The sequence below is a fragment of the Pseudomonas sp. 05L36 genome (assembly GCF_056398125.1).
The window spans coordinates 27453-49435 of sequence record NZ_JBFTOU010000015.1; the positions used below are offsets into that span (position 1 = coordinate 27453).

Below are 21983 nucleotides of genomic sequence, written 5' to 3' on the forward strand. Positions count from 1 at the left end.
GCAATTGCACGAATATGTCGCAAAGATCAAAAGATCGCACCTGTAGGAGCTGCCGAAGGCTGCGATCTTTTGATCTTGAGACCCAACGCAAAACGCCAACCCGAAGGTTGGCGTTCTGTTCAGCTCAAGCGCGGCTTAGCGCGGCACGACAGGCTTACGCGTCGGCTTCGGCCCCTTGCCCTTGGCCGCGTCCTTGCGCTCCTTGGCCGCCTGCTGGTTGCGGGCGAACGCCGCAGCCTTGGCCTGTTCACGCTTGTCCCACGGGTTGCCGCCATCGCTGGCACGTGGTGGCAGGCCGGTATGCTGGGTCAGGATCTTGGTGGTCTTTTCCCCTGCAACCTTGTGGCTGCCGGCCGGCGTCGAGTTCTTGCGACGGGCGCTCTGGTAGCTGTCGGTCGACGGCTGGTGCAAAGGAATCAGCTGGTTCTTGCCCGGCCCGATCAGGTCGGCGCGGCCCATGCGGGTCAGGGCCTCACGCAGCATCGGCCAGCCTTTCGGGTCGTGATAACGCAAGAACGCCTTGTGCAGACGACGCTGCTCTTCGCTCTTGACGATGGTCACCGCGTCACTCTTGTAGGTGACCTTGCGCAGTGGGTTCTTGCCCGAGTGGTACATCGCGGTGGCGGTGGCCATCGGCGACGGGTAGAACGCCTGCACCTGGTCGGCACGGAAGCCGTTGCCCTTGAGCCACAGGGCCAGGTTCATCATGTCTTCGTCGGTGGTGCCTGGGTGCGCCGCGATGAAGTACGGAATCAGGTACTGCTCTTTGCCCGCTTCCTTGGAGTACTTCTCGAACATGCGCTTGAACTTGTCATAGCTGCCGATGCCCGGTTTCATCATCTGGTTGAGCGGACCTTCCTCGGTATGTTCCGGGGCGATCTTCAGGTAGCCACCGACGTGGTGAGTCACCAGCTCCTTGACGTATTCCGGCGACTCGACCGCGAGGTCGTAGCGCAGGCCGGATGCAATCAGGATCTTCTTCACACCCGGCAACTCGCGGGCGCTGCGGTACAGCTGGATCAGCGCCGAGTGGTCGGTGTTCAGGTTCGGGCAGATGCCGGGGAACACGCAGGATGGCTTGCGGCACGCGGATTCGATTTCCGGGCTCTTGCAGGCAATGCGGTACATGTTCGCGGTCGGGCCGCCAAGGTCGGAGATCACGCCAGTAAAACCGGGAACCTTGTCACGAATTTCTTCGATTTCACGAATGATCGATTCATGGGAACGGTTCTGGATGATCCGGCCTTCGTGCTCGGTGATCGAGCAGAAGGTGCAGCCGCCGAAGCAGCCACGCATGATGTTCACCGAGAAGCGGATCATGTCGTAGGCAGGAATTTTTTCCTTGCCATACGCCGGGTGCGGAACACGGGCGTAAGGCATGCCGAACACGTAGTCCATTTCTTCGGTAGTCATCGGAATCGGTGGCGGGTTGAACCAGACGTCCACTTCGCCATGCTTCTGCACCAGCGCACGGGCGTTGCCCGGGTTGGTTTCCAGGTGCAGCACGCGGTTGGCGTGAGCGTAGAGCACCGCATCGTTGCGGACTTTTTCCACCGACGGCAGACGGATCACGGTCTTGTCGCGGGTCATGCGCGGGCTGGCCAGGATCTGCACGACCTTGGCTTCCTGCGGATCTTCAACCGGACCCTTTTCCTGCTCGATGGCGCAGGCCTGGGTGTCCTGGGTGTTCACGTACGGGTTGATGATCTTGTCGATCTTGCCCGGACGGTCGATGCGCGTTGAGTCGACTTCGTACCAGCCTTGTGGCGTGTCGCGACGGATGAACGCGGTGCCGCGCACGTCGGTGATGTCTTCGATCTTGTGACCGTAGGACAGACGCTGGGCGACCTCGACGATGGCCCGCTCGGCGTTGCCGTAAAGCAGGATGTCGGCGCTGGCGTCGATCAGGATCGAGTTGCGTACACGGTCCTGCCAGTAGTCGTAGTGGGCGATGCGGCGCAGGGACGCTTCGATGCCGCCGAGCACGATCGGCACGTGCTTGTAGGCTTCCTTGCAGCGCTGGCTGTAAACCAGGCTGGCGCGGTCAGGACGCTTGCCTGCCAGGCCACCCGGCGTGTAGGCGTCGTCGGAACGGATTTTCTTGTCCGCGGTGTAGCGGTTGATCATCGAGTCCATGTTGCCGGCCGCGACACCGAAGAACAGGTTCGGCTCACCGAGCTTCATGAAGTCGTCTTTGGACTGCCAGTTCGGCTGGGCAATGATCCCGACGCGGAAACCCTGGGACTCCAGCAACCGGCCGATGATCGCCATGCCGAACGACGGGTGATCGACGTAGGCATCACCGGTGACGATGATGATGTCGCAGGAATCCCAGCCAAGCTGATCCATCTCCTCCCTGCTCATGGGCAGGAATGGCGCTGGCCCGAAACATTCGGCCCAGTACTTGGGATAGTCAAATAACGGCTTGGCTGCTTGCATGTCGATAACCGGTGTTGGCTTTCATTGAATTTCGCGGGCGCGGAATATAGCACAAATTTTGACCAATTCCGACGGCTATGGTCGGAAATTGGTGTGCCGAATAACTTACTCGTCGTCGAAGTTGTAACTACCCGGCGCCAGGTTTTCGAAGCGGGTGTACTTGCCGATGAACGCCAGACGTGACGTACCGATCGGGCCGTTACGCTGTTTACCGATGATGATTTCAGCGATGCCTTTATGCTCGGTTTCCGGGTGATACACCTCATCCCGGTACACGAACATAATCACGTCAGCATCCTGCTCGATCGCTCCGGATTCCCGCAAGTCGGAGTTGATCGGGCGTTTGTTCGGTCGCTGCTCCAGGGAGCGGTTGAGCTGGGACAATGCCACTACCGGGCAGTTGAATTCCTTGGCCAGTGCCTTCAAGGAACGGGAGATCTCGGAAATCTCGTTGGTCCGATTGTCGCCGCCTGAACCTGGAATCTGCATCAATTGCAGGTAGTCGATCATGATCAGGCCGACATCGCCATGCTCACGGACCAGACGTCGGGTTCGGGCGCGCATTTCCGACGGGCTGATGCCGGCGGTATCGTCGATGAACAGCTTGCGGTCATTGAGCAGGTTGACCGCCGAGGTCAGACGCGGCCAATCATCGTCCTCCAGCTGACCGGAACGAACCTTGGTCTGGTCGATCCGCCCCAGGGACGACAACATACGCATGATCAGCGACTCGCCTGGCATCTCGAGCGAGTAAACCAGTACGCACTTGTCGCTGCGCAACACGGCGTTTTCCACCAGGTTCATCGCAAAGGTGGTTTTACCCATGGACGGACGGCCGGCAACGATGATCAAGTCGGCAGGTTGCAGGCCGCTGGTTTTCTCGTCGAGGTCAGTGTAGCCAGTAGAAAGCCCGGTGATAGCGTTGTCAGTATTGAACAAGGTGTCGATGCGGTCGATGGCCTTGGTCAGGAGGTCGTTGACACCTACCGGGCCGCCGGTTTTTGGCCGGGCCTCGGCGATCTGGAAGATCTGCCGTTCGGCTTCGTCGAGAATCTCTTCAGCCGTACGACCTTCCGGGTTGAAGGCGCTGTCGGCAATCTCCGTGGCTATGCCGATCAACTGCCGCAAGGTAGCCCGTGCGCGAACAATCTGTGCATAGGCCTTGATGTTGGCGACGGACGGGGTGTTTTTCGCCAGTTCGCCCAAGTAACCGAGACCGCCGACCTGTGAAGTCTGACCTTCCTTGTCCAGTTGTTCGGACAGGGTCACGACGTCGATCGGCATATTCTGATCGGCCAGCTTGGCGATCGCGCGGAAGATCAGACGGTGGTCATGTCGATAGAAATCGCCGTCGGAGACTTGATCGAGCACACGCTCCCAGGCGTTGTTGTCCAGCATCAGACCACCGAGTACAGCCTGTTCGGCTTCGATGGAATGCGGCGGCACTTTCAGCGCGGCGGTTTGCAGATCGTATTGCTCAGGAGCGGAGATATCGTTCATGGCCACTTGATTCTTGGTGATAAAAAGCAGGGGTTTCAGAAAGACAAAGGGCACGACCTGTAAACAGGATCGTGCCCGATGTTACCGGCAAGCACCCGAGGGTGCCAGCCGACAAGTGCTGCTTAAGCTGCTACCACGACAACGCGTACGGTGGCTTCAACTTCGGCGTGCAGGTGCACGGCTACGTCGAATTCGCCTACGTTGCGGATGGTGCCGTTCGGCAGACGAACTTCGCTCTTCTGCACTTCAACGCCGGAGGCGGTCAGTGCGTCAGCGATGTCGTGAGTACCGATCGAACCGAACAGCTTGCCTTCGTCGCCAGCGGTGGCAGTGATGGTCACTTCCAGCTCGGCCAGTTGGGCAGCGCGGCTTTCAGCCGACGATTTACGATCTGCTGCAGCTTTTTCCAGCTCAGCGCGACGCTCTTCGAACGCAGCCAGGTTGGCTGGGGTCGCAGCGGTAGCTTTGCCGTAAGGCAGCAGGTAGTTACGACCGTAACCAGCCTTAACGTTCACTTTGTCACCCAGGTTGCCCAGGTTGGTGACTTTTTCCAGAAGGATCAGTTGCATGTGAAAATCCTCTTAACTTTTAACCTTCACCGTTCGCGTTATCGGCATCTTTCGGTGCCGAACGACCGCGAAAATCAATCAGGCTGTCGACGATGGCCAAGACCACCAGCAACGGATAGATCAGTTGCATGAACAGCAACAGCGTCACGTACAACCCCACCAGCCAGAACCTGGCCAGTCGCTTCTGCGCCACCAGCCCGTGAATCAGGGCCAGCCCGGCGAACACCAGCGGTACGCTGCACAACGGCGTCAACATGGCCATCTGCGGACCGATGTTCGGCCCCAGAAGCATGCACGCCAGCAGCAACATCGCCGGCAACAGCGGGAAGCGGATGGCGCGAAACTCGCGACCAAAACCGCCCGGGTTGTACAACAACGCCTGCCAGTAACGCCCGACAAGCAGGCTCAGCAAGCTGACGATTTGCAACAACGCCGCAATCAGGCCGGTCAGGACCGGTGCAATCAGGGACGCGAAACGCGCTTGTTCGTCTACCGACAACTTCTGGTAGACATCGCCGAGTAGCGACGGCATGACTTTGATCAAAGCCTGCGCCAGCATCTCGATCTGGGGAGCAAAAGCTGTCCCCAACACCACTGAAAACACCACTCCCATCGCTATGCTGACCAGCAGCACGCGGTTCCAGGACTCGCTTGCGCGCAAAACCAACGCAAGGCTCGCAGACCCCAGCAGCACCAGAAGTGCCCGTGGGTCGTCGGAGTAAAGCCACCAGGCCAATGCCGGCAGCAGTCCCAGAGCAAGAACGCCCAGGGCGTCCCTCAATCCGCGCCGCAGGAGCACAAGGCATCCGGCGGCAGCACCCAACCAATACAACAACGGCATCGCCGCGCATCCAGCCACTACGAGAGTGGCCTGCATACGGCCGCGCATGATGAACTCAGCTATGGCCCGCATGCATTCAATCCTTTGCTACGTGTCGACTGCCCGGTCTCAGCGGCCGTGGCTGTCGGTGTAGGCCAGCAGGGCCAGGAAGCGGGCGCGCTTGATAGCGGTGGCCAGCTGACGCTGATAACGAGCTTTGGTACCGGTGATGCGGCTTGGAACGATTTTGCCGGTCTCGGATACGTAGGCTTTCAGAGTGTTGAGATCTTTGTAATCGATCTCTTTCACGTCTTCAGCGGTGAAGCGGCAGAATTTACGACGACGGAAGAAACGTGCCATGTAATTGGCTCCTTAAAAGGTCCGTGGATTACTCGTCAGCGTTATCGCTGTTGTCGCTGTCATCACTATCAGCGCTTTCGGCGCCTTCGTGCTCAGGACGGTCGCGACGCTCACGGCGCTCACTGCGGTTTTCTTCAGCCTTGAGCATCTCGGACTGGCCGGTAACGGCTTCGTCGCGACGGATGACCAGGTTACGGATCACTGCATCGTTGTAGCGGAAGTTGTCTTCCAGCTCGGCCAGGGCCTTGCCAGTGCACTCAACGTTCAGCATCACGTAGTGAGCCTTGTGAACATTGTTGATTGCGTAGGCCAGTTGACGACGGCCCCAATCTTCCAGACGGTGGATTTTGCCGCCGTCTTCTTCGATCAGCTTGGTGTAACGCTCAACCATGCCGCCGACTTGCTCGCTTTGATCCGGGTGGACCAAAAAGATGATTTCGTAATGACGCATGAATGCTCCTTACGGGTTGTAGCCTGCCGCTCAAAAGCGGTCAGACAAGGAGTGAATGACACTTATGGACTTGCGGACGCTAGACACGTTGGTGCCTGCCATCACAGCAAGGGGCGCAATTGTAGAGAAGGGGCGAGGGAGGCGCAAGGTAATTGGTGATTAATTGAACAACCCCCGACACTAAAAGGCACTGTAGGAGCGAGCTTGCTCGCGAAGGTCGTCAACGATAACGCGGGGAAGCTGATACTCCGCGGTGATCTTGAGTCCTTCGCGAGCAAGCTCGCTCCTACAGTGGGTCGTGCGCTAATCAGGACTTCTTGGCAGCAGCCTTGGCTTTGACACTGCGCTGACGCTGCGCTTCGAACAGGCAAACGCCAGTCGCCACGGAAACGTTGAGACTGCTGACACTACCCGCCATCGGCAGATTCACCAGATAGTCGCAATGTTCGCGGGTCAGGCGACGCATGCCCTTGCCTTCGGCACCCATGATCAGGATGGTCGGGCCAGTGAGGTCCTGGTCATAAAGACTGACTTCGGCCTCCCCCGCCGTACCGACAACCCACAAGCCGCGCTGCTGGAGCTTTTCCAGGGTGCGCGCCAGGTTGGTCACGGCAACCAGCGGAATCACTTCCGCCGCACCGCAGGCGATTTTTCGTACAACCGGAGTCAGGGTCGCCGACTTGTCCTTCGGCACGATCACTGCCAGCGCGCCCGCCGCATCGGCGGAACGCAGGCAGGCGCCGAGGTTGTGCGGATCGGTCACGCCGTCGAGCACCAGCAACAACGGAGCGCCGTCGGTGCGATCGAGCAATTCGTCGAGCATCGCCTCGCCCCAGACCTGGCTCGGACTCACGTCCGCGACCACACCCTGGTGCACGCCTTCAACCCAGGCATCCATTTCGCGGCGCTCGGCCTGACCGACCTGGACCCGGTTTTCGTTGGCCAGCTCGATCAGTGTCTGGACCCGAGGGTCATTGCGACCTTCGGCCAACCAGATCTGCTTCACGCGTTTCGGGTGGTGACGCAACAACGCTTCTACAGCATGTACGCCGTAGATCTTTTCCAACTGACTCATGGCTTGGCCTTAGGTTTACGCGCCCCGCCACTCTTGGCTGGAGCCGAGCCCGCTTTTGGCGGGCCTTTACGATGTTTGCTCGGTTTGGCTGGCTTGCCGCCGGCAGCCTTTTCAGGCGCCGACCGTCCGGTCTTTCCCGTAGACGCCGCTTTACCGCCGCTTTTCGCGCCGGCGAGCAACGCCTGCTTCATTTCACGGCTCTTGCGCACTTCAGCGTTTTTCGCCGCTGCATCGCTCGGGCGATAGGCCTCGACCGCCTTTTCCTTGGCAGGACGACGACCGGTTTTCGCCGGGGCCGGTTCTGCGACTGTTTTTGTAGAGAGGGCCGCAGGTGCTGCCGCTTCCGTGCCACGTTTTTTGCGGCCGATCGGTGCGCTGATGGTTTTTTCGGCCATCTCGAAGTCGATCTTGCGTTCGTCGAGGTCGACGCGCATGACCCGCACTTCCACGGTGTCGCCCAGGCGGAAGCTGCGACCGGTACGCTCACCGGCCAGGCGGTGGTGCACAGGATCGAAGTGGTAATAATCGCCCGGCAGCGCGGTGACGTGCACCAGGCCTTCGACGTAGATATCGGTCAGTTCGACGAACAGACCAAAACCGGTCACGGCGGTGATCACACCCGGGAACGATTCGCCCACGCGGTCCTTCATGAACTCGCACTTGAGCCAGTTCACCACATCGCGGGTCGCTTCGTCGGCACGGCGCTCGCTCATCGAGCACTGCTCGCCGAGTTGCTCCAGGGCCGCCTCGTCGTACGGATAGATGCGCGCTTTCGGAATGGTCATCGCACCGGCACGGCGAACGTGCGGGGTGTTCTGCTTCGAATGGATCACGCTGCGAATCGCCCGGTGTGTGAGCAAGTCCGGGTAGCGGCGGATCGGCGAGGTGAAGTGGGTGTAAGCCTCATAATTCAGGCCGAAGTGGCCCTGGTTATCGGCGCTGTACACCGCCTGGCTCAACGAACGCAGCATGACGGTCTGGATCAGGTGGAAATCCGGACGATCCTTGATACCAGCCAGCAGTGCCTGGTAATCCTTCGGTGACGGGCCGTCCTTGCCTTTGTGCAGGGAGAGGCCGAGCTCGCCAAGGAACGCGCGCAGTTTTTCCAGGCGCTCCGGCGGCGGGCCGTCGTGAACGCGGTACAACGCAGGGATTTCGTGTTTCTTCAGGAACTCGGCGGTGGCCACGTTGGCCGCCAGCATGCATTCCTCGATCAGCTTGTGCGCGTCATTGCGGATTGTCGGACGGATTTCGGCGATCTTGCGCTCGGAGCCGAAGATGATCCGGGTTTCCTGGGTTTCGAAATCGATCGCGCCACGCACATGACGAGCCGCCAGCAACACCTTGTACAGCGAGTACAGCTGCTTGAGGTGCGGCACCACGTCGGTGTATTCGCCGCGCAGCTTGCGCGCCTCGGTCGCCTTCGGCGTTTCGAGCATGGCGCTGACCTTGTTGTAGGTCAGGCGCGCATGGGAGTGGATCACCGCTTCGTAGAAACAGTAGTCGGTCATTTCGCCGGATTTGGAGATGGTCATCTCGCAAACCATGGCCAGGCGGTCGACCTGCGGGTTCAGCGAGCACAAGCCGTTGGACAGCTGCTCAGGCAGCATCGGAATCACGCGCTCGGGGAAGTACACCGAGTTGCCGCGAACCTGCGCTTCGGCATCGAGTGCCGAACCGAGCTTCACGTAACTGGATACGTCGGCAATCGCCACGTACAACTTCCAGCCGCCCGAGAACAGGCGCAGCTTGCCCGGACGGGCTTCGCAATAGACCGCATCGTCGAAGTCGCGGGCATCTTCGCCGTCGATGGTGACGAACGGCAGATGACGCAAGTCGATGCGTTTCTCTTTGTCTTTCTCTTCGACTTCCGGCTTGAGCTTGCCGGCTTCCTTGAGCACGGCATCAGGCCAGACGTGAGGAATGTCGTAGGTACGCAGGGCGACATCGATTTCCATGCCCGGCGCCATGTAGTTGCCCACGACTTCAACCACGTCGCCTTGCGGCTGGAAGCGTGGCGTCGGCCAGTGAGTGATCTTCACTTCGACGAACTGACCGATCTGCGCGTTGGCGTTACGACCCGGCGTCACCAGCACTTCCTGCTGGATCTTCGGATTGTCGGCAACCACGAAACCGATGCCACCCTCTTCGAAATAGCGGCCGACGATGGTTTCGTGAGCGCGGGACACCACCTCGACGATCATGCCTTCGCGGCGACCACGACGGTCAAGGCCAGATACACGGGCCAGCGCACGGTCACCATCGAACACCAGGCGCATCTGCGCCGGGCTCATGAACAGATCGTCACTGCCGTCGTCCGGCACCAGGAAGCCGAAGCCATCACGGTGACCGCTGACGCGACCCAGGATCAGGTCGAGCTTGTCCACCGGCGCATAAGTGCCGCGACGGGTATAGATGAGTTGAGCATCGCGCTCCATGGCGCGCAGACGGCGGCGCAGGGCTTCGATCTGGTCTTCTGTGGTCAGACCAAACTCTTCGACCAGTTGCTCGCGGTTAGCAGGCGAACCTCGATCAGCAAGGTGCTGAAGGATCAGTTCACGGCTAGGAATAGGGTTTTCATATTTTTCCGCTTCACGAGCGGCCTCGGGATCGAGGGACTGCCAATCGGCCATTAGAGAGTTTTCACCTTGTCTATATGCGGGTTAGTTTGGCATAGGCGTAATGAAACGGGAAATTTCAGGCTAAGACGCCTCATCTAAAGCCCTGTATCGACACCGCAAAGCTGTTTTGAAGACCGCTGGCGAAATTTTCCAGGTTTTTTTGATGTCGGGGGTTTACAGTTAAAAAGACGCTCCGTATAGTGCGCGCCATCGACGACGGAGACGTTGCCGATACTGCCCAGATGGTGAAATTGGTAGACACGCCAGCTTCAGGTGCTGGTGACCGCAAGGTCGTGGAAGTTCGAGTCTTCTTCTGGGCACCACTTTCGAGCTTGAGATTAGATGAATTTCAAGGCTCACACAAAAACCCGCGAAAGCGGGTTTTTGCATTCTGGGCCACTGGTTTATTAATTTTAAAATCAGGGGTTTACAGATCAAAGTGCTCTCCGTATAGTACGTCACATCAACAGCGGCAACGCTGAAGATGAATGCCCAGATGGTGAAATTGGTAGACACGCCAGCTTCAGGTGCTGGTGACCGCAAGGTCGTGGAAGTTCGAGTCTTCTTCTGGGCACCAATTCAAATTCAAGGTTACGGCCTTGAATTTCACAGAAACCCGCGAAAGCGGGTTTTTGCGTTTCTGGCATTTGAAAACCACACACTCCCCCGTAGGAGCTGCCGAAGGCTGCGATCTTTTGATCTGGATTTTTTAAGATCAAAAGATCGCAGCCTTCGGCAGCTCCTACCAAAGTATCGCTCACCTCACAAAGCGCATTTGAGAAACAATATCGTTTATCATTGTTGCAAGTTTTTGCAATGCGACAGTGAGGAACCCTGCAAATGATGTCTCGAAATACCCTGCGCCGTGGCTTGACCATTACCCTGCTAGGCCTGGCGCTCGCCACTCCCCTCACCCAAGCCGCCGACCCGGTTGCCCTGACCCTCTACAATGGCCAACACAAAGAAGTCGGCGACGCGGTTGCCAAAGCCTTCGAAGCCAAGACCGGGATCCACGTCAATGTGCGCAAAGGCAGCAGCAACCAGCTCGCCAGCCAGATCGTCGAAGAAGGCGATCGCTCTCCCGCCGACGTGATCTACACCGAAGAGTCGCCGCCACTGAACAAACTCGGCGAACAAGGCCTGCTGGCCAAGGCGGATGACGCCACGCTGGCCGTTCTACCCAAGGAATACGTCGCCGGCAATGGCACCTGGATTGGCATGACTGCCCGGGTACGCGTTGTGGCCTACAACCCGAAACTGGTCGATGAAAAAGACCTGCCGAAGTCGGTGATGGAATTCTCCAATCCAAAATGGCAAGGCAAGGTCGGCTTCGTGCCCACCAGTGGTGCCTTTCAGGAACAGGCCGTTGCGATCATCAAAGTTCACGGCATGGATGCTGCCGAAGAATGGCTGACAGGGCTGCGCGCATTCGGCAAGACCTACAGCAATAACATGGTTGCACTCAAGGCCGTGGAAAATGGCGAAGTGGCAACAGTATTGGTGAACAACTACTACTGGTTCGCCTTGCAGCGGGAAAAAGGCCAGCTCGACTCGAAACTGTATTATTTCAGCGGCGGCGACGTCGGCGGGCTGATCACAGTTTCCAGCGCCGCAGTCCTCAAATCCAGCAAACACCCCAAAGAAGCCCAGCAATTGCTCGCCTATATGGCCAGCGAGGAAGGCCAGCGTGTGATCACCCAGACCACCGCCGAATACCCTCTGCACAAAGGCATGGAATCTGACCGCGGGCTCAAGCCGTTCAGCGAACTGGAAGCACCAAAAGTCACGCCTGCCGACCTCGGCAACGCCGAAGAAGCGCTGGACCTGGAACGTGACGTTGGCCTGAATTGATGGGTGCCTCACTGTCCGCGCATCACGCGTACGCACCACGGCGCAAGCGGCCGTCTATCTGGCTGATACTGCCCGTGTTGCTGTTGGTGGTGCTCAGCCTCCTGCCTCTGCTGTACGTCGGCCTGAAAACCTGGCAGGCAGGCTGGGCAGAAGCGCTGCATTTGCTATGGCGACCTTATGTGTTCGGCTTGCTGCGCAACACACTCGCATTGATGATTGGCGTCACCGCTGCTTGCGGAGTAATCGGCCTGTCGCTGGCCTGGTTGCTGGAGCGCAGTAATCTACCGGGCCGACGATTGTGGGGCGTGATCCTCTGCTTGCCGTTCGCCGTTCCGGCATTTGTCAGCAGCTTCACCTGGGTTTCCCTCAGCGCTCATTTCGAGGGACTTGGCGGGGCCATCCTCGTGATGAGCCTGTCCAAATACCCGCTGATTTTCCTGCCCGTGGCGGCAACGCTGCGCAACCTTGACCCATCCCTCGAAGAGTCCGCGCGCACACTGGGGCAGAATCGTTGGGGCGTATTTTTCAAGGTCACCCTGCCCCTGCTCTGGCCTTCGCTGCTGGCGGGTTCGTTGCTGATCGCCCTGCACATGCTGGTGGAATTCGGCGCGCTGTCGATCATTGGCCTGCAAACCTTCACCACCGCGATCTATCAGCAGTTCGAACTGGAGTTCAGCAACGCCAACGCGGCGATGCTCTCCGCCGTACTGCTGATGTTGTGCCTGGCGCTGCTGTGGCTGGAGCTGCGCGTACGCGGCAAGGGTCGACACGTGCGCACCGGCCAAGGCGCGGCGCGACGCGCGGAACAGGTTCAACTGGGCCCCTGGGCCGTGGCGGGACAGCTTTATTGCCTGCTGCTGGCAATCATTGGCAGCGGGATTCCGCTGGGCATGCTGGCCTACTGGTTGGCAGTGGGATCATCGGCAGCCTTTCCCGTGGCGGCAATCGGCGAAGCATTGCTGTCATCCCTCGCACTGTCGCTGGGCGGCGCTGCGCTGTGCCTGGTGCTGGCGGTGCCGGTCGGCCTGCTGGTCGTGCGCTACAAAGGTCAACTGGCGATCTGGGCCGAGCGCCTGCCGTATCTACTGCACGCCCTGCCGGGGCTGGTCATTGCCCTGACCCTGGTGTATTTCGCCCTGCACTACGTGCCGATGCTTTACCAGACGTCCGCCTTGCTGCTGATCGCCTATGCCCTGCTGTTTCTGCCACTGGCCCAGGCGCCGATCCGCACCGCCCTGAACAAGGCGGCACCACAACTTGAGGAGGCCGCTCGCACACTGGGGGCTTCGTCATTCAGTGCCTTCTGCCGAGTGACACTGCCGATTATTTTCCCGGCGCTGGGGGCGGCTTTTGCCCTGGTGTTCCTGGATGCGATGAAGGAGCTGACGGCGACCTTGCTGTTGAGTCCAACCGGGCTGAATACACTGGCAACGGAAGTCTGGGCACATACCGCGAACGTGGAGTTTGCGGCGGCGGCGCCTTATGCGGCGTTGTTGATACTGGTGTCGGGGTTGCCGGTCTATTTGTTGACGACCCGGATGTATCTGAGTCGCTGACAAAGCAAAAGATCGCAGCCTTCGGCAGCTCCTACAGAGAAACGCAAAGCCCCCTGTAGGAGCTGCCGAAGGCTGCGATCTTTTGATCTTTTAAGCCCTGAACTGCCCCAGGCTCGCCTTCAACTGCGCCGCCAAGCCATCCAGCACCTTGCCGCTCGCCGTGGTTTCCACAACCGCTTGAGCTGCCTTCTCAGCCTGGGCGTGAATGGTCTGGACCCGCCCCCGCACTGCCTGCGCGCCCTGCGCCTGATGCGCCGCCGCCTGGGTGGCCAGACCGATCGCTGCATGGACCTGCTCGACCGATGCCTGCACCGACTGCTGCAACCGCGCACTATCACGCAGCACCAGCAAACCCTCACTGGCCTGGCGCCCGGCCTGACCAATCGCCGCCACCGCCTCACGCGCACCTTGCTGCAACGCTACGATGTGCGCCTGGATATCGCCAGTGGAGCTCTGCGTCTTGCTCGCCAGCGCCCGCACCTCATCGGCCACCACCGCAAACCCGCGCCCCGTCTCACCGGCACGCGCCGCTTCGATGGCGGCGTTCAGCGCCAGCAGGTTGGTCTGCTCGGCGATGCCATGAATCACCGTCAGCACCACTTCAATCTGCTCACTTTGCTGCGCCAGGCGCTCGATCACTTGCGCACCGGTGTTGACCTGCCCCGCCAGCTCCTCGATCAGGCTGCCGACTTTCGCCGAGGTCCGGGTGTTTTCATCGGTGGCCTGGCGAATGTCCACGACTTGCTTGAGCGCCGCCTGCATGGCGTGGCTTTCCGACTGCGCCTCATCAGCCATTTGCGACAGTGCGCGCAAACTCTCCGCCACCTCGTCGCGCTGCATGCCAGCCGCTGCGTCCGCACCAGCGTTGCGCAAGGTCATGGCGCCAATTTCCACGCCGGTGCGCTGGGCCACATCGCCCGCCTCGCGCACGATCGGCTGCAACTTGTCCACAAAGCGATTGACCGCCGAGGCCATGTCGCCGATTTCATCCTGGCTGTTGATCTGCACGCGCTTGGTCAGATCGCCCTCGCCCGCCGCCAGGTCATCCATGGCTACGATCAGCATTTTCAGGCGATTGACCACTCGGCGACCGAGCACCACCGCCAACAACAGCAGGACACCGAAACCCACCACCGCCAGACACACACCGATGCGCCAGCGCAATGTCGCAGCGGCTTCCTGCACCGTATTGGTGGTGTTGGCTTTCATTTCAGCCGCCGTGGACTGTGCTGACTGCAGACGCGAGCCCATGGCCGCTGCGCTGTCGGCTGCCGCGCCTTTGAGGCTGTCGCCCACCAACTGATCGCTGCTGGCGATCAGGGCCAAGAAGCGCTTGTCGAGAGCCGCGAGATCAGTCTCCACCGAAGCAGTCGAGACCCCCATCAGGACCTTGCCGATTTCCACGCCATTGGGATTGATCGAAGCCTCGACGTAGAAGACCGAAGGATCGCTCTTCGCCGCATCCAGCACCTTGTCCAGCGCACGCTCGCCCTGGCCTTTTTCCAGCAGCGCCTTGTTGATCGGGTTTTCCCGGTTGAGGTAGCGCGTCAGGTGCTGGCCGGTGGCGTCGTCATACACCACGAACAGCACATTGGGATTGCGCTGGGCCCGACGGGCGAACTCGGAAAGTGTCGGAACGTCGTTGTCCCACATGGCGCGGGGCGCGACGGAAGCCAGAAGCTGCGCCATGTCGCTGGCGGAGTCCTTCAGGTCTTTTTCCAGCGTTGAGCGTAACTGCGCCTGTTCGTCCTTCAGTCGCGAGGACAAACCGGCCGTCAGACGCTGACGCGTGCTGGTGGAGAGGCTGTCGAGACTCGACGTCACTTCGCGCCCCGCCTGCTCAAGCTCAGCGGAAAGCTTTTGACTGTCCGCACCCAGGCGCTGGCCCAAGTCGGCTTCCAGCGCGGTCACCGTGCTCCGGGTCAGAGCAACAGCTACCAGCACCTGCACCAAAAGGGCGATACCAAGGGTAACGAACACGGGCCGCAACAAACGGCTCTGTAACAACGAGAGAACGGCCGACATCTGAAATCCCTCTGCTTTGGCGCCATTAAATTGATAGCACGCCGGAAGCAATGCTTTTTTAATGTTCACAGCAAAGGTCATGCCGTCCTGCAGACAAATACGACAAAGGCCCCGATTAAGGAGCCTTTGTGTTTTACATCAACGACTTATCAAGCAAACGGATGGCGCAGAACGATGGTTTCGTTGCGGTCCGGGCCCGTCGAAATAATGTCGATCGGCGCACCGATCAGCTCTTCGACGCGCTTGATGTAAGCACGGGCGTTAGCTGGCAGCTCTTCCAGGGTTTTGGCACCCACGGTCGACTCGGTCCAGCCCGGTACTTCTTCGTACACAGGCTGCAGGCCCACGTAGCTGTCAGCGTCAGTCGGGGCAACGCCATTACCTTCCGCATCCTTGTAGCCGACGCAGATGTTGATTGTTTCCAGACCGTCGAGCACATCCAGCTTGGTCAGGCAGATGCCCGAGATGCTGTTCACATCGATAGCGCGACGCAGGATAACAGCGTCGAACCAGCCACAACGACGAGCGCGGCCGGTAGTCGCGCCGAACTCATGACCTTGTTTAGCCAGGTGCGCACCGACTTCGTCGAACAGCTCAGTCGGGAATGGACCCGAACCTACACGGGTGGTGTAAGCCTTGGTGATGCCCAGGATGTAGTCCAGGAACATAGGGCCAACACCCGAACCGGTAGCAACGCCGCCAGCGGTGGTGTTGGAGCTGGTCACGTACGGGTAGGTGCCGTGGTCGATGTCCAGCAACGAACCCTGGGCGCCTTCGAACATGATGTCTTTGCCTGCGCGACGCAGGTCGTGCAGCTCGGCAGTCACGTCCAGCATCAGCGGCTTGAGCAGCTCAGCGTATTCTTTGCATTCGGCCAGGGTCTTGTCGAATTCGATGGCTGGCTCTTTGTAGTAACCCACCAGCATGAAGTTGTGGTAATCCACCAGTTCACGCAGCTTGTCTTCAAAGCGCGGCATGTTAAGCAGGTCGCCCACACGCAGGCCACGACGTGCAACCTTGTCTTCGTAGGCCGGGCCGATGCCGCGACCGGTGGTACCGATCTTCAGCTCGCCACGGGCCTTTTCACGGGCCTGGTCCAGCGCAACGTGGAAGGACAGGATCAGCGGGCAGGACGGGCTGATACGCAGGCGCTCGCGCACCGGCACACCTTTCTCTTCCAGCTTGGTGATCTCGCGCAGCAGGGCGTCAGGTGCAACCACCACGCCGTTACCGATCAGGCACTGCACACCTTCGCGCAGCACGCCCGACGGGATCAGGTGCAAGACAGTTTTTTCGCCATCGATCACCAGAGTGTGACCAGCGTTGTGGCCACCCTGGTAGCGCACTACGGCGGCAGCATGTTCGGTCAGCAGATCAACGATCTTGCCTTTGCCCTCATCACCCCATTGGGTGCCCAGGACTACGACATTCTTACCCATAACACTTGTCCTCATTCGCGCAAACTTGGTGCCGGCGGCGGCCGGCAGGAAAACTCAAGAAGCCAGTGGCGAAACTTGCCAAAGCCCATTCTGCTGAATCAATTGCCGGTCGCAGTCCGCTTCACGGGCGGCGGCCAAAGGCTGCCCAGGCAAGGCCTGAACGACACGCTGACCCTCACTGCGCAACTGGCAAACCTGCTGCCAGAGTGCTGCATCCGTACTGTCAGGCATCCAGATACCGCCAGACGGTAGCTCGATCTCAGCACGCCCCAGGGTCACCAGGGTTTTCAAATCGGTGGAAAAACCGGTCGCCGGACGGGCGCGACCGAAGTCGGCGCCGATGTCGTCGTAACGACCGCCCTGGGCAATGGACTGGCCAACACCCGGTACGAACACGGCGAACACCACACCGGTGTGGTAGTGGTAACCGCGCAACTCGCCCAGGTCGAAATACAGCGGCAGCTCAGGGAAACGCACGGACAGCCGTTCGGCAATCGCCAGCAAGTCGTCCAGCGCTGCCAGAACAGGGGCCGGAGCCTTGGCCAGGCGCTCGCGGGCCGCAGCCAGCACTTCACGATTGCCACACAGATCGACCAACGCCCGCAGCATGCCCGACAGATCGGCAGGCAAGCCCTCGGTCAAGGTAATGACCTCATCGATGGCCTTGCGTTGCAAAGCATCGAACAACTGTTGCTCGACTTCACCGGACAAACCGGCAGCGCGGGCCAGGCCACGGTAGATACCGACATGGCCGAGGTCCATGTGCACATCCGGCACATCGGCCAGTTGCAGCATGGCGAGCATCAGGCTGATGACTTCGACGTCGCTGCTTGGGCTGCCATCGCCGTACAACTCGGCACCCAGCTGAATCGGGCTGCGCGAGGACGACAGGGCACGAGGCTGAGCGTGCAGAACGCTACCGGCATAGCACAGGCGGCTTGGGCCTTCACGACGCAGGGTATGCGCATCGATGCGCGCCACTTGCGGCGTGATGTCGGCACGGAAACCCATCTGCCGGCCCGATTGCGGGTCGATGACCTTGAAGGTGCGCAGATCCAGGTCCTGGCCCGCGCCGGTCAGCAGGGATTCCAGGTACTCGATATGGGGAGTCACGACAAACTCGTAACCCCAGCTCTGGAACAGATCCAACACCTGACGGCGCGCGACTTCAATACGCGCAGCTTCCGGTGGCAGTACTTCTTCGATGCCATCTGGCAGAAGCCAGCGGTCTACCGTTGCCATTACGCCTTCCCCTATATCCGGGCGACCAGCCTGTCGGCGATCCTTGAGTGAAGCAGAAAATGATCGGCTTGTGCGCAAACCACGCGCATGAGCGACGGAGCGAAAAGCCCTTCTACCGGCTTCGCTGACCACTTTCCTCGAAAAACTGTCGAGCCCATCGGCCCGGCACCTGCTTAAAAACAGCAATCAAACATGCAGACGCAAAAAAGCCGGGAATTTCCCGGCTGCCGCATCATACACACGTTTTCCCAAAGGATCACCCCGCCAGAGGTTTTAGCCGCCCGGCGGGAGGATTCAGGTCAACGTCGTATCAAGGCTTGGCTTTTTCCAGGTAGTGGAAGAAGTCGCTGCTTGGGTCGAGGACCATGACGTCGGATTTGTTCGCGAAGCTTTCACGGTAGGCGCGCAGGCTACGATAGAACGCGTAGAACTCCTGATCCTGACCGTAGGCCTTGGAATAGATCGCAGCGGCCTGGGCATCGCCGTCACCGCGAACCTCTTCGGATTCACGATAGGCTTCAGCCAGCAGCACGCGGCGTTGACGATCGGCGTCGGCACGGATGCCTTCGGCCAGTTCGTTACCCTTGGCGCGGTGCTCGCGAGCTTCACGCTCACGCTCGGTGCTCATACGTTCGAACACGCTGCGGTTCACTTCTTTCGGCAGGTCGATGGTCTTGACCCGAACATCGACCACTTCGATGCCCAGCTCTTTCTCGGCCATCTTGTTCAGCGAAGCCGTGATATCCGCCATCAGCGCATCACGCTCACCCGACACCACTTCGTGCAAGGTGCGCTTACCGAACTGGTCACGCAGGCCCGATTCCAGACGACGGGACAGACGTTCGTCGGCGATCTGCTTGAGGCCGGAAGTCGCGGTGTAGTAACGCTCTGCGTCCTTCACGCGCCACTTGGCGTAGGCATCGACCATCACGGCTTTCTTTTCCAGCGTCAGGAAGCGTTGTGTCGGTGCATCCAGCGTCATCAGGCGTGCGTCGAATTTACGCACCTGGTTGACGTAAGGCACTTTCACATGCAGGCCTGGCTGAACATCGGTCTGGACCACGCGACCGAACTGCAGCAACACCGCACGCTCGGTCTGAGCCACGATGTAGAAGCAGTTCCAGGCAGCGATCGCCACGACGACGCCGACAATAAGGGCGATCAGCGATTTATTGCTCATCAGCGACTCTCCCTGGTACGTGCTTGCTGTTGCTGCAGATCTGCTGCCGCACGCGTATTCGCTTCATTGCTGGTGGCTGCCGCACCGCTCATTGGAGTGCTGGTATTGCGACCACTTTCGACCATTTTGTCCAGCGGCAGGTACAACAGGTTGCTCTGGCCGTTCTTGTTGCCGGTCACGAGAACCTTGCTGGTGTTGCTGAAGACTTCCTGCATGGTGTCCAGGTACAGACGCTGGCGGGTGACTTCAGGAGCCTTGCGGTACTCGGCGACCAGTTTGGTGAAGCGATCGGCCTCACCCTTGGCGCGCGAGACGGTTTCATCTCGGTAACCATTGGCATCCTCGAGGATGCGCTGGGCCTGACCACGGGCTTCCGGCACGACGCCGTTGGCATAGGTTTCGGCCTGGTTGCGCGAACGCTGCTCGTCTTCCCGGGCACGGATCACGTCATCGAAGGCTTCCTGGACTTCGCGCGGTGCCGCTGCGCTCTGAACGTTGACCTGGGTAACGGTGATACCGGTGCGGTAGGTGTCCATGAAGCGTTGCAGACGCTCCTTGATCTCGCTGGCCATCAACTCACGACCTTCGGTCAGGACCTGGTCCATCGCGGTGGAACCCACCACATGGCGCAAGGCGCTGTCGGTCGCGTGCTGCAGGCTGATTTCCGGCTGATCGACGCTCAGCACGAAGTCCTGCAGGTTGCTGATCTTGTATTGCACGGTCAGCGGCACTTCGACGATGTTCTCGTCTTCAGTCAGCATCTGGCCCTGCTTGGTGTAGGCACGCTCACGCGTGACGTTTTCCATGTACTTCTTGTCGATCGGCGGGAAGTAGATGTTCAGGCCCGGACCCACGGTTTCGTAGTACTTGCCGAAGCGCAGCACCACTGCCTGCTCCTGCTCGTCGACAACATAGACCGCGCTGTACAGCCAAACGGCGGCCAACACGACCAGACCGATACCGAGCAGGCCGCCAAAGCCGCCACTCTTGCCCGGACCACCGCCGTCGTCGCCACCACGTTTCTTACCGCCACCGAACAAACCGTTCAGGCTTTCCTGCAGCTTTCGGAAGGCCTCGTCGAGATCCGGTGGCCCCTTGCGGTCGCCGTTGTTACGACGCTTGCCACCCCAAGGATCCTGATTATTCGAGTTGCCACCCGGCTCATTCCAAGCCATAGCGCTCTCCATCTGATAAAGCAAAGACGCACCCACGGCGCGCCGACCAATGCTACAGAATGCCTGTCACCACGGCACAACCGCTTTCCCAGGCTTTTATTGCAAAGTGTGTTGCTCGATGAACTCCATCGGCTGCAATCCCTCGCGGCTTACCAGTCGATTCAACTCGACCCGGGGCAAACGAACGGCCAGCAAACTGATGCCTTCTTCGTCGTGTTCTTCTTTCTGCACCGCACCGAGTTCGAAGAACTGCGCACGCAGTCGAGCGAATCGTTGCGGCAAGCGCAAGGTACCGACAAACAATTCACTGCCCAGTAACTCGGCAATGGCTTGCTCAAGCAATTCCAGACCACTGCCATCACGCGCCGACAGCCAGACCCGTTGGGGCTTGCCGTTTTCGTCGCGCTGGATTTGTGGCTCAACGCCTTCAAGCAAATCGAGTTTGTTATAGACCTCGAGGATCGGCAAGTCCTGAGCACCAATCTCGCCGAGCACCACCATTACCTGCTCGATCTGCAACATGCGATCTGGTTCGGCCGCATCGATCACGTGCAACAACAGATCGGAGTTGCTCGACTCTTCGAGGGTAGACCGAAATGCTTCGACCAGCTTGTGGGGCAAGTGGCGAATGAAACCCACAGTGTCCGCCAGGACAATCGGCCCCAGATCGTCTATATCCAGACGACGCAGGGTCGGGTCCAGCGTGGCAAACAATTGGTCAGCTGCGTAGACGTCGGATTTCGTCACGTTATTGAAGAGCGTGGATTTACCGGCGTTGGTGTACCCCACCAGAGACACGGTAGGAATATCCGCACGCGATCGGCCACGGCGCGACTGTTCTCGCTGGCTGCGCACTTTCTCCAGCCGACCCTTGATCTGCCGCAGGCGAACCCGCAGCAAACGGCGGTCGGTTTCCAGCTGGGTTTCACCCGGGCCACGCATACCGATACCGCCACCCTGGCGCTCAAGGTGAGTCCAGCCACGAACCAGCCGGGTGCTCATGTGGTCAAGCTGGGCCAGTTCGACCTGGAGCTTGCCTTCATGGGTACGGGCGCGCTGGGCGAAAATATCGAGAATCAGACCGGTACGGTCGATCACGCGACACTCGAAAACACGTTCGAGGTTACGTTCCTGACTGGGTGTGAGGATGTGATTGAAAATCACCAGATCGGCCTGTTCGGCTTTGACCAGGTCGCGCAGTTCCTCGACCTTGCCACTGCCAATCAGGGTCTTGGCGGTTGGCCGATGACGCGGCACGTTAAAAAACGCGACGGTCTCGGCACCCGCCGAGTTAGCCAATTCCTGAAACTCCTGCGGATCTTCGCGCGCCTCAGGGTCCTGTCCATCCAAGTGAACGAGGATTACTCGCTCACCACCACCGTGGCGCTCAAAGAACAAAGGAGACTCCTATCAGGCGTTACCTGGCTCAGCGTCACCTGCTTCGGATTCGGTTGCGCTAGGCAGACGAATTGGACGAACCGGCACCACTGTAGAGATAGCGTGTTTGTAGACCATTTGGCTGACGGTGTTTTTCAGCAGGATAACGAACTGGTCGAAAGACTCGATCGTGCCTTGCAGTTTGATACCGTTGACCAGGTAGATGGACACCCCAACTTTCTCTTTACGTAACGTATTCAAGTAAGGGTCTTGTAGCGAATGCCCTTTTGACATGTGCCGCAC

At 59.6% G+C, this 21983-nt stretch carries 17 protein-coding genes and 2 tRNA genes; 4 read left to right on the forward strand and 15 right to left on the reverse strand.

The window, feature by feature from the left end; translation table 11 throughout:
- Positions 1 to 135: 135 nt before the first annotated feature.
- From AC1DKH_RS16820 to rnr, 8 genes are all read right to left on the reverse strand, one after another.
- A complete protein-coding gene (locus tag AC1DKH_RS16820) occupies positions 136 to 2439 on the reverse strand; it encodes a YgiQ family radical SAM protein (RefSeq protein WP_218430973.1) in 2304 nt (767 codons plus the stop codon).
- A 105-nt stretch (positions 2440 to 2544) separates the two neighbouring features.
- A complete protein-coding gene (gene dnaB / locus AC1DKH_RS16825) occupies positions 2545 to 3939 on the reverse strand; it encodes a replicative DNA helicase (RefSeq protein WP_477753176.1) in 1395 nt (464 codons plus the stop codon).
- A 122-nt stretch (positions 3940 to 4061) separates the two neighbouring features.
- Positions 4062 to 4508: a 50S ribosomal protein L9 gene (gene rplI, locus AC1DKH_RS16830; RefSeq protein ID WP_034149636.1), complete on the reverse strand. Its 447-nt coding sequence runs from the start codon at positions 4506 to 4508 to the stop codon at positions 4062 to 4064.
- Between the two features lie 19 nt (positions 4509 to 4527).
- The gene (locus AC1DKH_RS16835; protein WP_223462530.1) at positions 4528 to 5421 is read right to left on the reverse strand and encodes a YybS family protein; all 894 of its coding nucleotides are present in this window, start codon (positions 5419 to 5421) and stop codon (positions 4528 to 4530) included.
- A gap of 36 nt (positions 5422 to 5457) precedes the next feature.
- The gene (gene rpsR / locus AC1DKH_RS16840) at positions 5458 to 5688 is read right to left on the reverse strand and encodes a 30S ribosomal protein S18 (protein WP_002551829.1); all 231 of its coding nucleotides are present in this window, start codon (positions 5686 to 5688) and stop codon (positions 5458 to 5460) included.
- Positions 5689 to 5716: 28 nt separating this feature from the next.
- Positions 5717 to 6139 (reverse strand): 30S ribosomal protein S6, encoded by a 423-nt coding sequence (gene rpsF, locus AC1DKH_RS16845; protein WP_008048087.1) that lies wholly within the window; start codon positions 6137 to 6139, stop codon positions 5717 to 5719.
- 307 nt (positions 6140 to 6446) lie between these two features.
- Positions 6447 to 7214 (reverse strand): 23S rRNA (guanosine(2251)-2'-O)-methyltransferase RlmB, encoded by a 768-nt coding sequence (gene rlmB, locus AC1DKH_RS16850; protein ID WP_007973273.1) that lies wholly within the window; start codon positions 7212 to 7214, stop codon positions 6447 to 6449.
- On the reverse strand, positions 7211 to 9847 hold the full coding sequence (gene rnr, locus AC1DKH_RS16855; protein ID WP_477753173.1) for a ribonuclease R: 2637 nt from the start codon (positions 9845 to 9847) through the stop codon (positions 7211 to 7213). The genes rlmB and rnr overlap by 4 nt, the downstream gene beginning before the upstream one ends.
- 224 nt (positions 9848 to 10071) lie before the next feature.
- On the opposite strand from rnr, the gene AC1DKH_RS16860 reads away from it, so the two are divergent.
- The 4 genes from AC1DKH_RS16860 (at position 10072) to AC1DKH_RS16875 (ending at position 13242) form a co-directional block, all read left to right on the forward strand.
- A tRNA-Leu gene (locus AC1DKH_RS16860) sits at positions 10072 to 10158 on the forward strand.
- Positions 10159 to 10325: 167 nt separating this feature from the next.
- Positions 10326 to 10412 (forward strand) — tRNA-Leu (locus AC1DKH_RS16865).
- 263 nt (positions 10413 to 10675) lie between these two features.
- Positions 10676 to 11686, forward strand: coding sequence for an extracellular solute-binding protein (locus AC1DKH_RS16870; RefSeq protein WP_477798714.1), 1011 nt, complete (start codon positions 10676 to 10678; stop codon positions 11684 to 11686).
- On the forward strand, positions 11686 to 13242 hold the full coding sequence (locus AC1DKH_RS16875; RefSeq protein ID WP_477763662.1) for an ABC transporter permease: 1557 nt from the start codon (positions 11686 to 11688) through the stop codon (positions 13240 to 13242). The genes AC1DKH_RS16870 and AC1DKH_RS16875 overlap by 1 nt, the downstream gene beginning before the upstream one ends.
- Before the next feature lie 90 nt (positions 13243 to 13332).
- Here the strand turns inward: AC1DKH_RS16875 and AC1DKH_RS16880 are convergent, their stop codons facing one another.
- The 7 genes from AC1DKH_RS16880 to hfq all read right to left on the reverse strand — a co-directional run bounded on the left by AC1DKH_RS16880 (position 13333) and on the right by hfq (position 21974).
- A complete protein-coding gene (locus AC1DKH_RS16880; protein ID WP_477753170.1) occupies positions 13333 to 15267 on the reverse strand; it encodes a methyl-accepting chemotaxis protein in 1935 nt (644 codons plus the stop codon).
- A 149-nt stretch (positions 15268 to 15416) separates the two neighbouring features.
- Positions 15417 to 16706 carry an adenylosuccinate synthase gene (locus AC1DKH_RS16885; RefSeq protein ID WP_477753169.1) on the reverse strand — a complete coding sequence of 430 codons (1290 nt, stop codon included), beginning with the start codon at positions 16704 to 16706 and terminating at the stop codon, positions 15417 to 15419.
- 54 nt (positions 16707 to 16760) lie between these two features.
- Positions 16761 to 17948, reverse strand: a complete 1188-nt coding sequence (locus AC1DKH_RS16890; RefSeq protein WP_477753168.1) for an ATP phosphoribosyltransferase regulatory subunit — start codon at positions 17946 to 17948, stop codon at positions 16761 to 16763.
- Positions 17949 to 18258: 310 nt separating this feature from the next.
- The gene (gene hflC, locus AC1DKH_RS16895) at positions 18259 to 19128 is read right to left on the reverse strand and encodes a protease modulator HflC (protein ID WP_007973264.1); all 870 of its coding nucleotides are present in this window, start codon (positions 19126 to 19128) and stop codon (positions 18259 to 18261) included.
- The gene (gene hflK / locus AC1DKH_RS16900; RefSeq protein ID WP_477753167.1) at positions 19128 to 20303 is read right to left on the reverse strand and encodes an FtsH protease activity modulator HflK; all 1176 of its coding nucleotides are present in this window, start codon (positions 20301 to 20303) and stop codon (positions 19128 to 19130) included. The genes hflC and hflK overlap by 1 nt, the downstream gene beginning before the upstream one ends.
- Before the next feature lie 96 nt (positions 20304 to 20399).
- Positions 20400 to 21701, reverse strand: a complete 1302-nt coding sequence (hflX, locus tag AC1DKH_RS16905) for a ribosome rescue GTPase HflX (RefSeq protein ID WP_046039823.1) — start codon at positions 21699 to 21701, stop codon at positions 20400 to 20402.
- 12 nt (positions 21702 to 21713) lie between these two features.
- The gene (hfq, locus tag AC1DKH_RS16910) at positions 21714 to 21974 is read right to left on the reverse strand and encodes an RNA chaperone Hfq (RefSeq protein ID WP_007902656.1); all 261 of its coding nucleotides are present in this window, start codon (positions 21972 to 21974) and stop codon (positions 21714 to 21716) included.
- Positions 21975 to 21983: the final 9 nt, after the last annotated feature.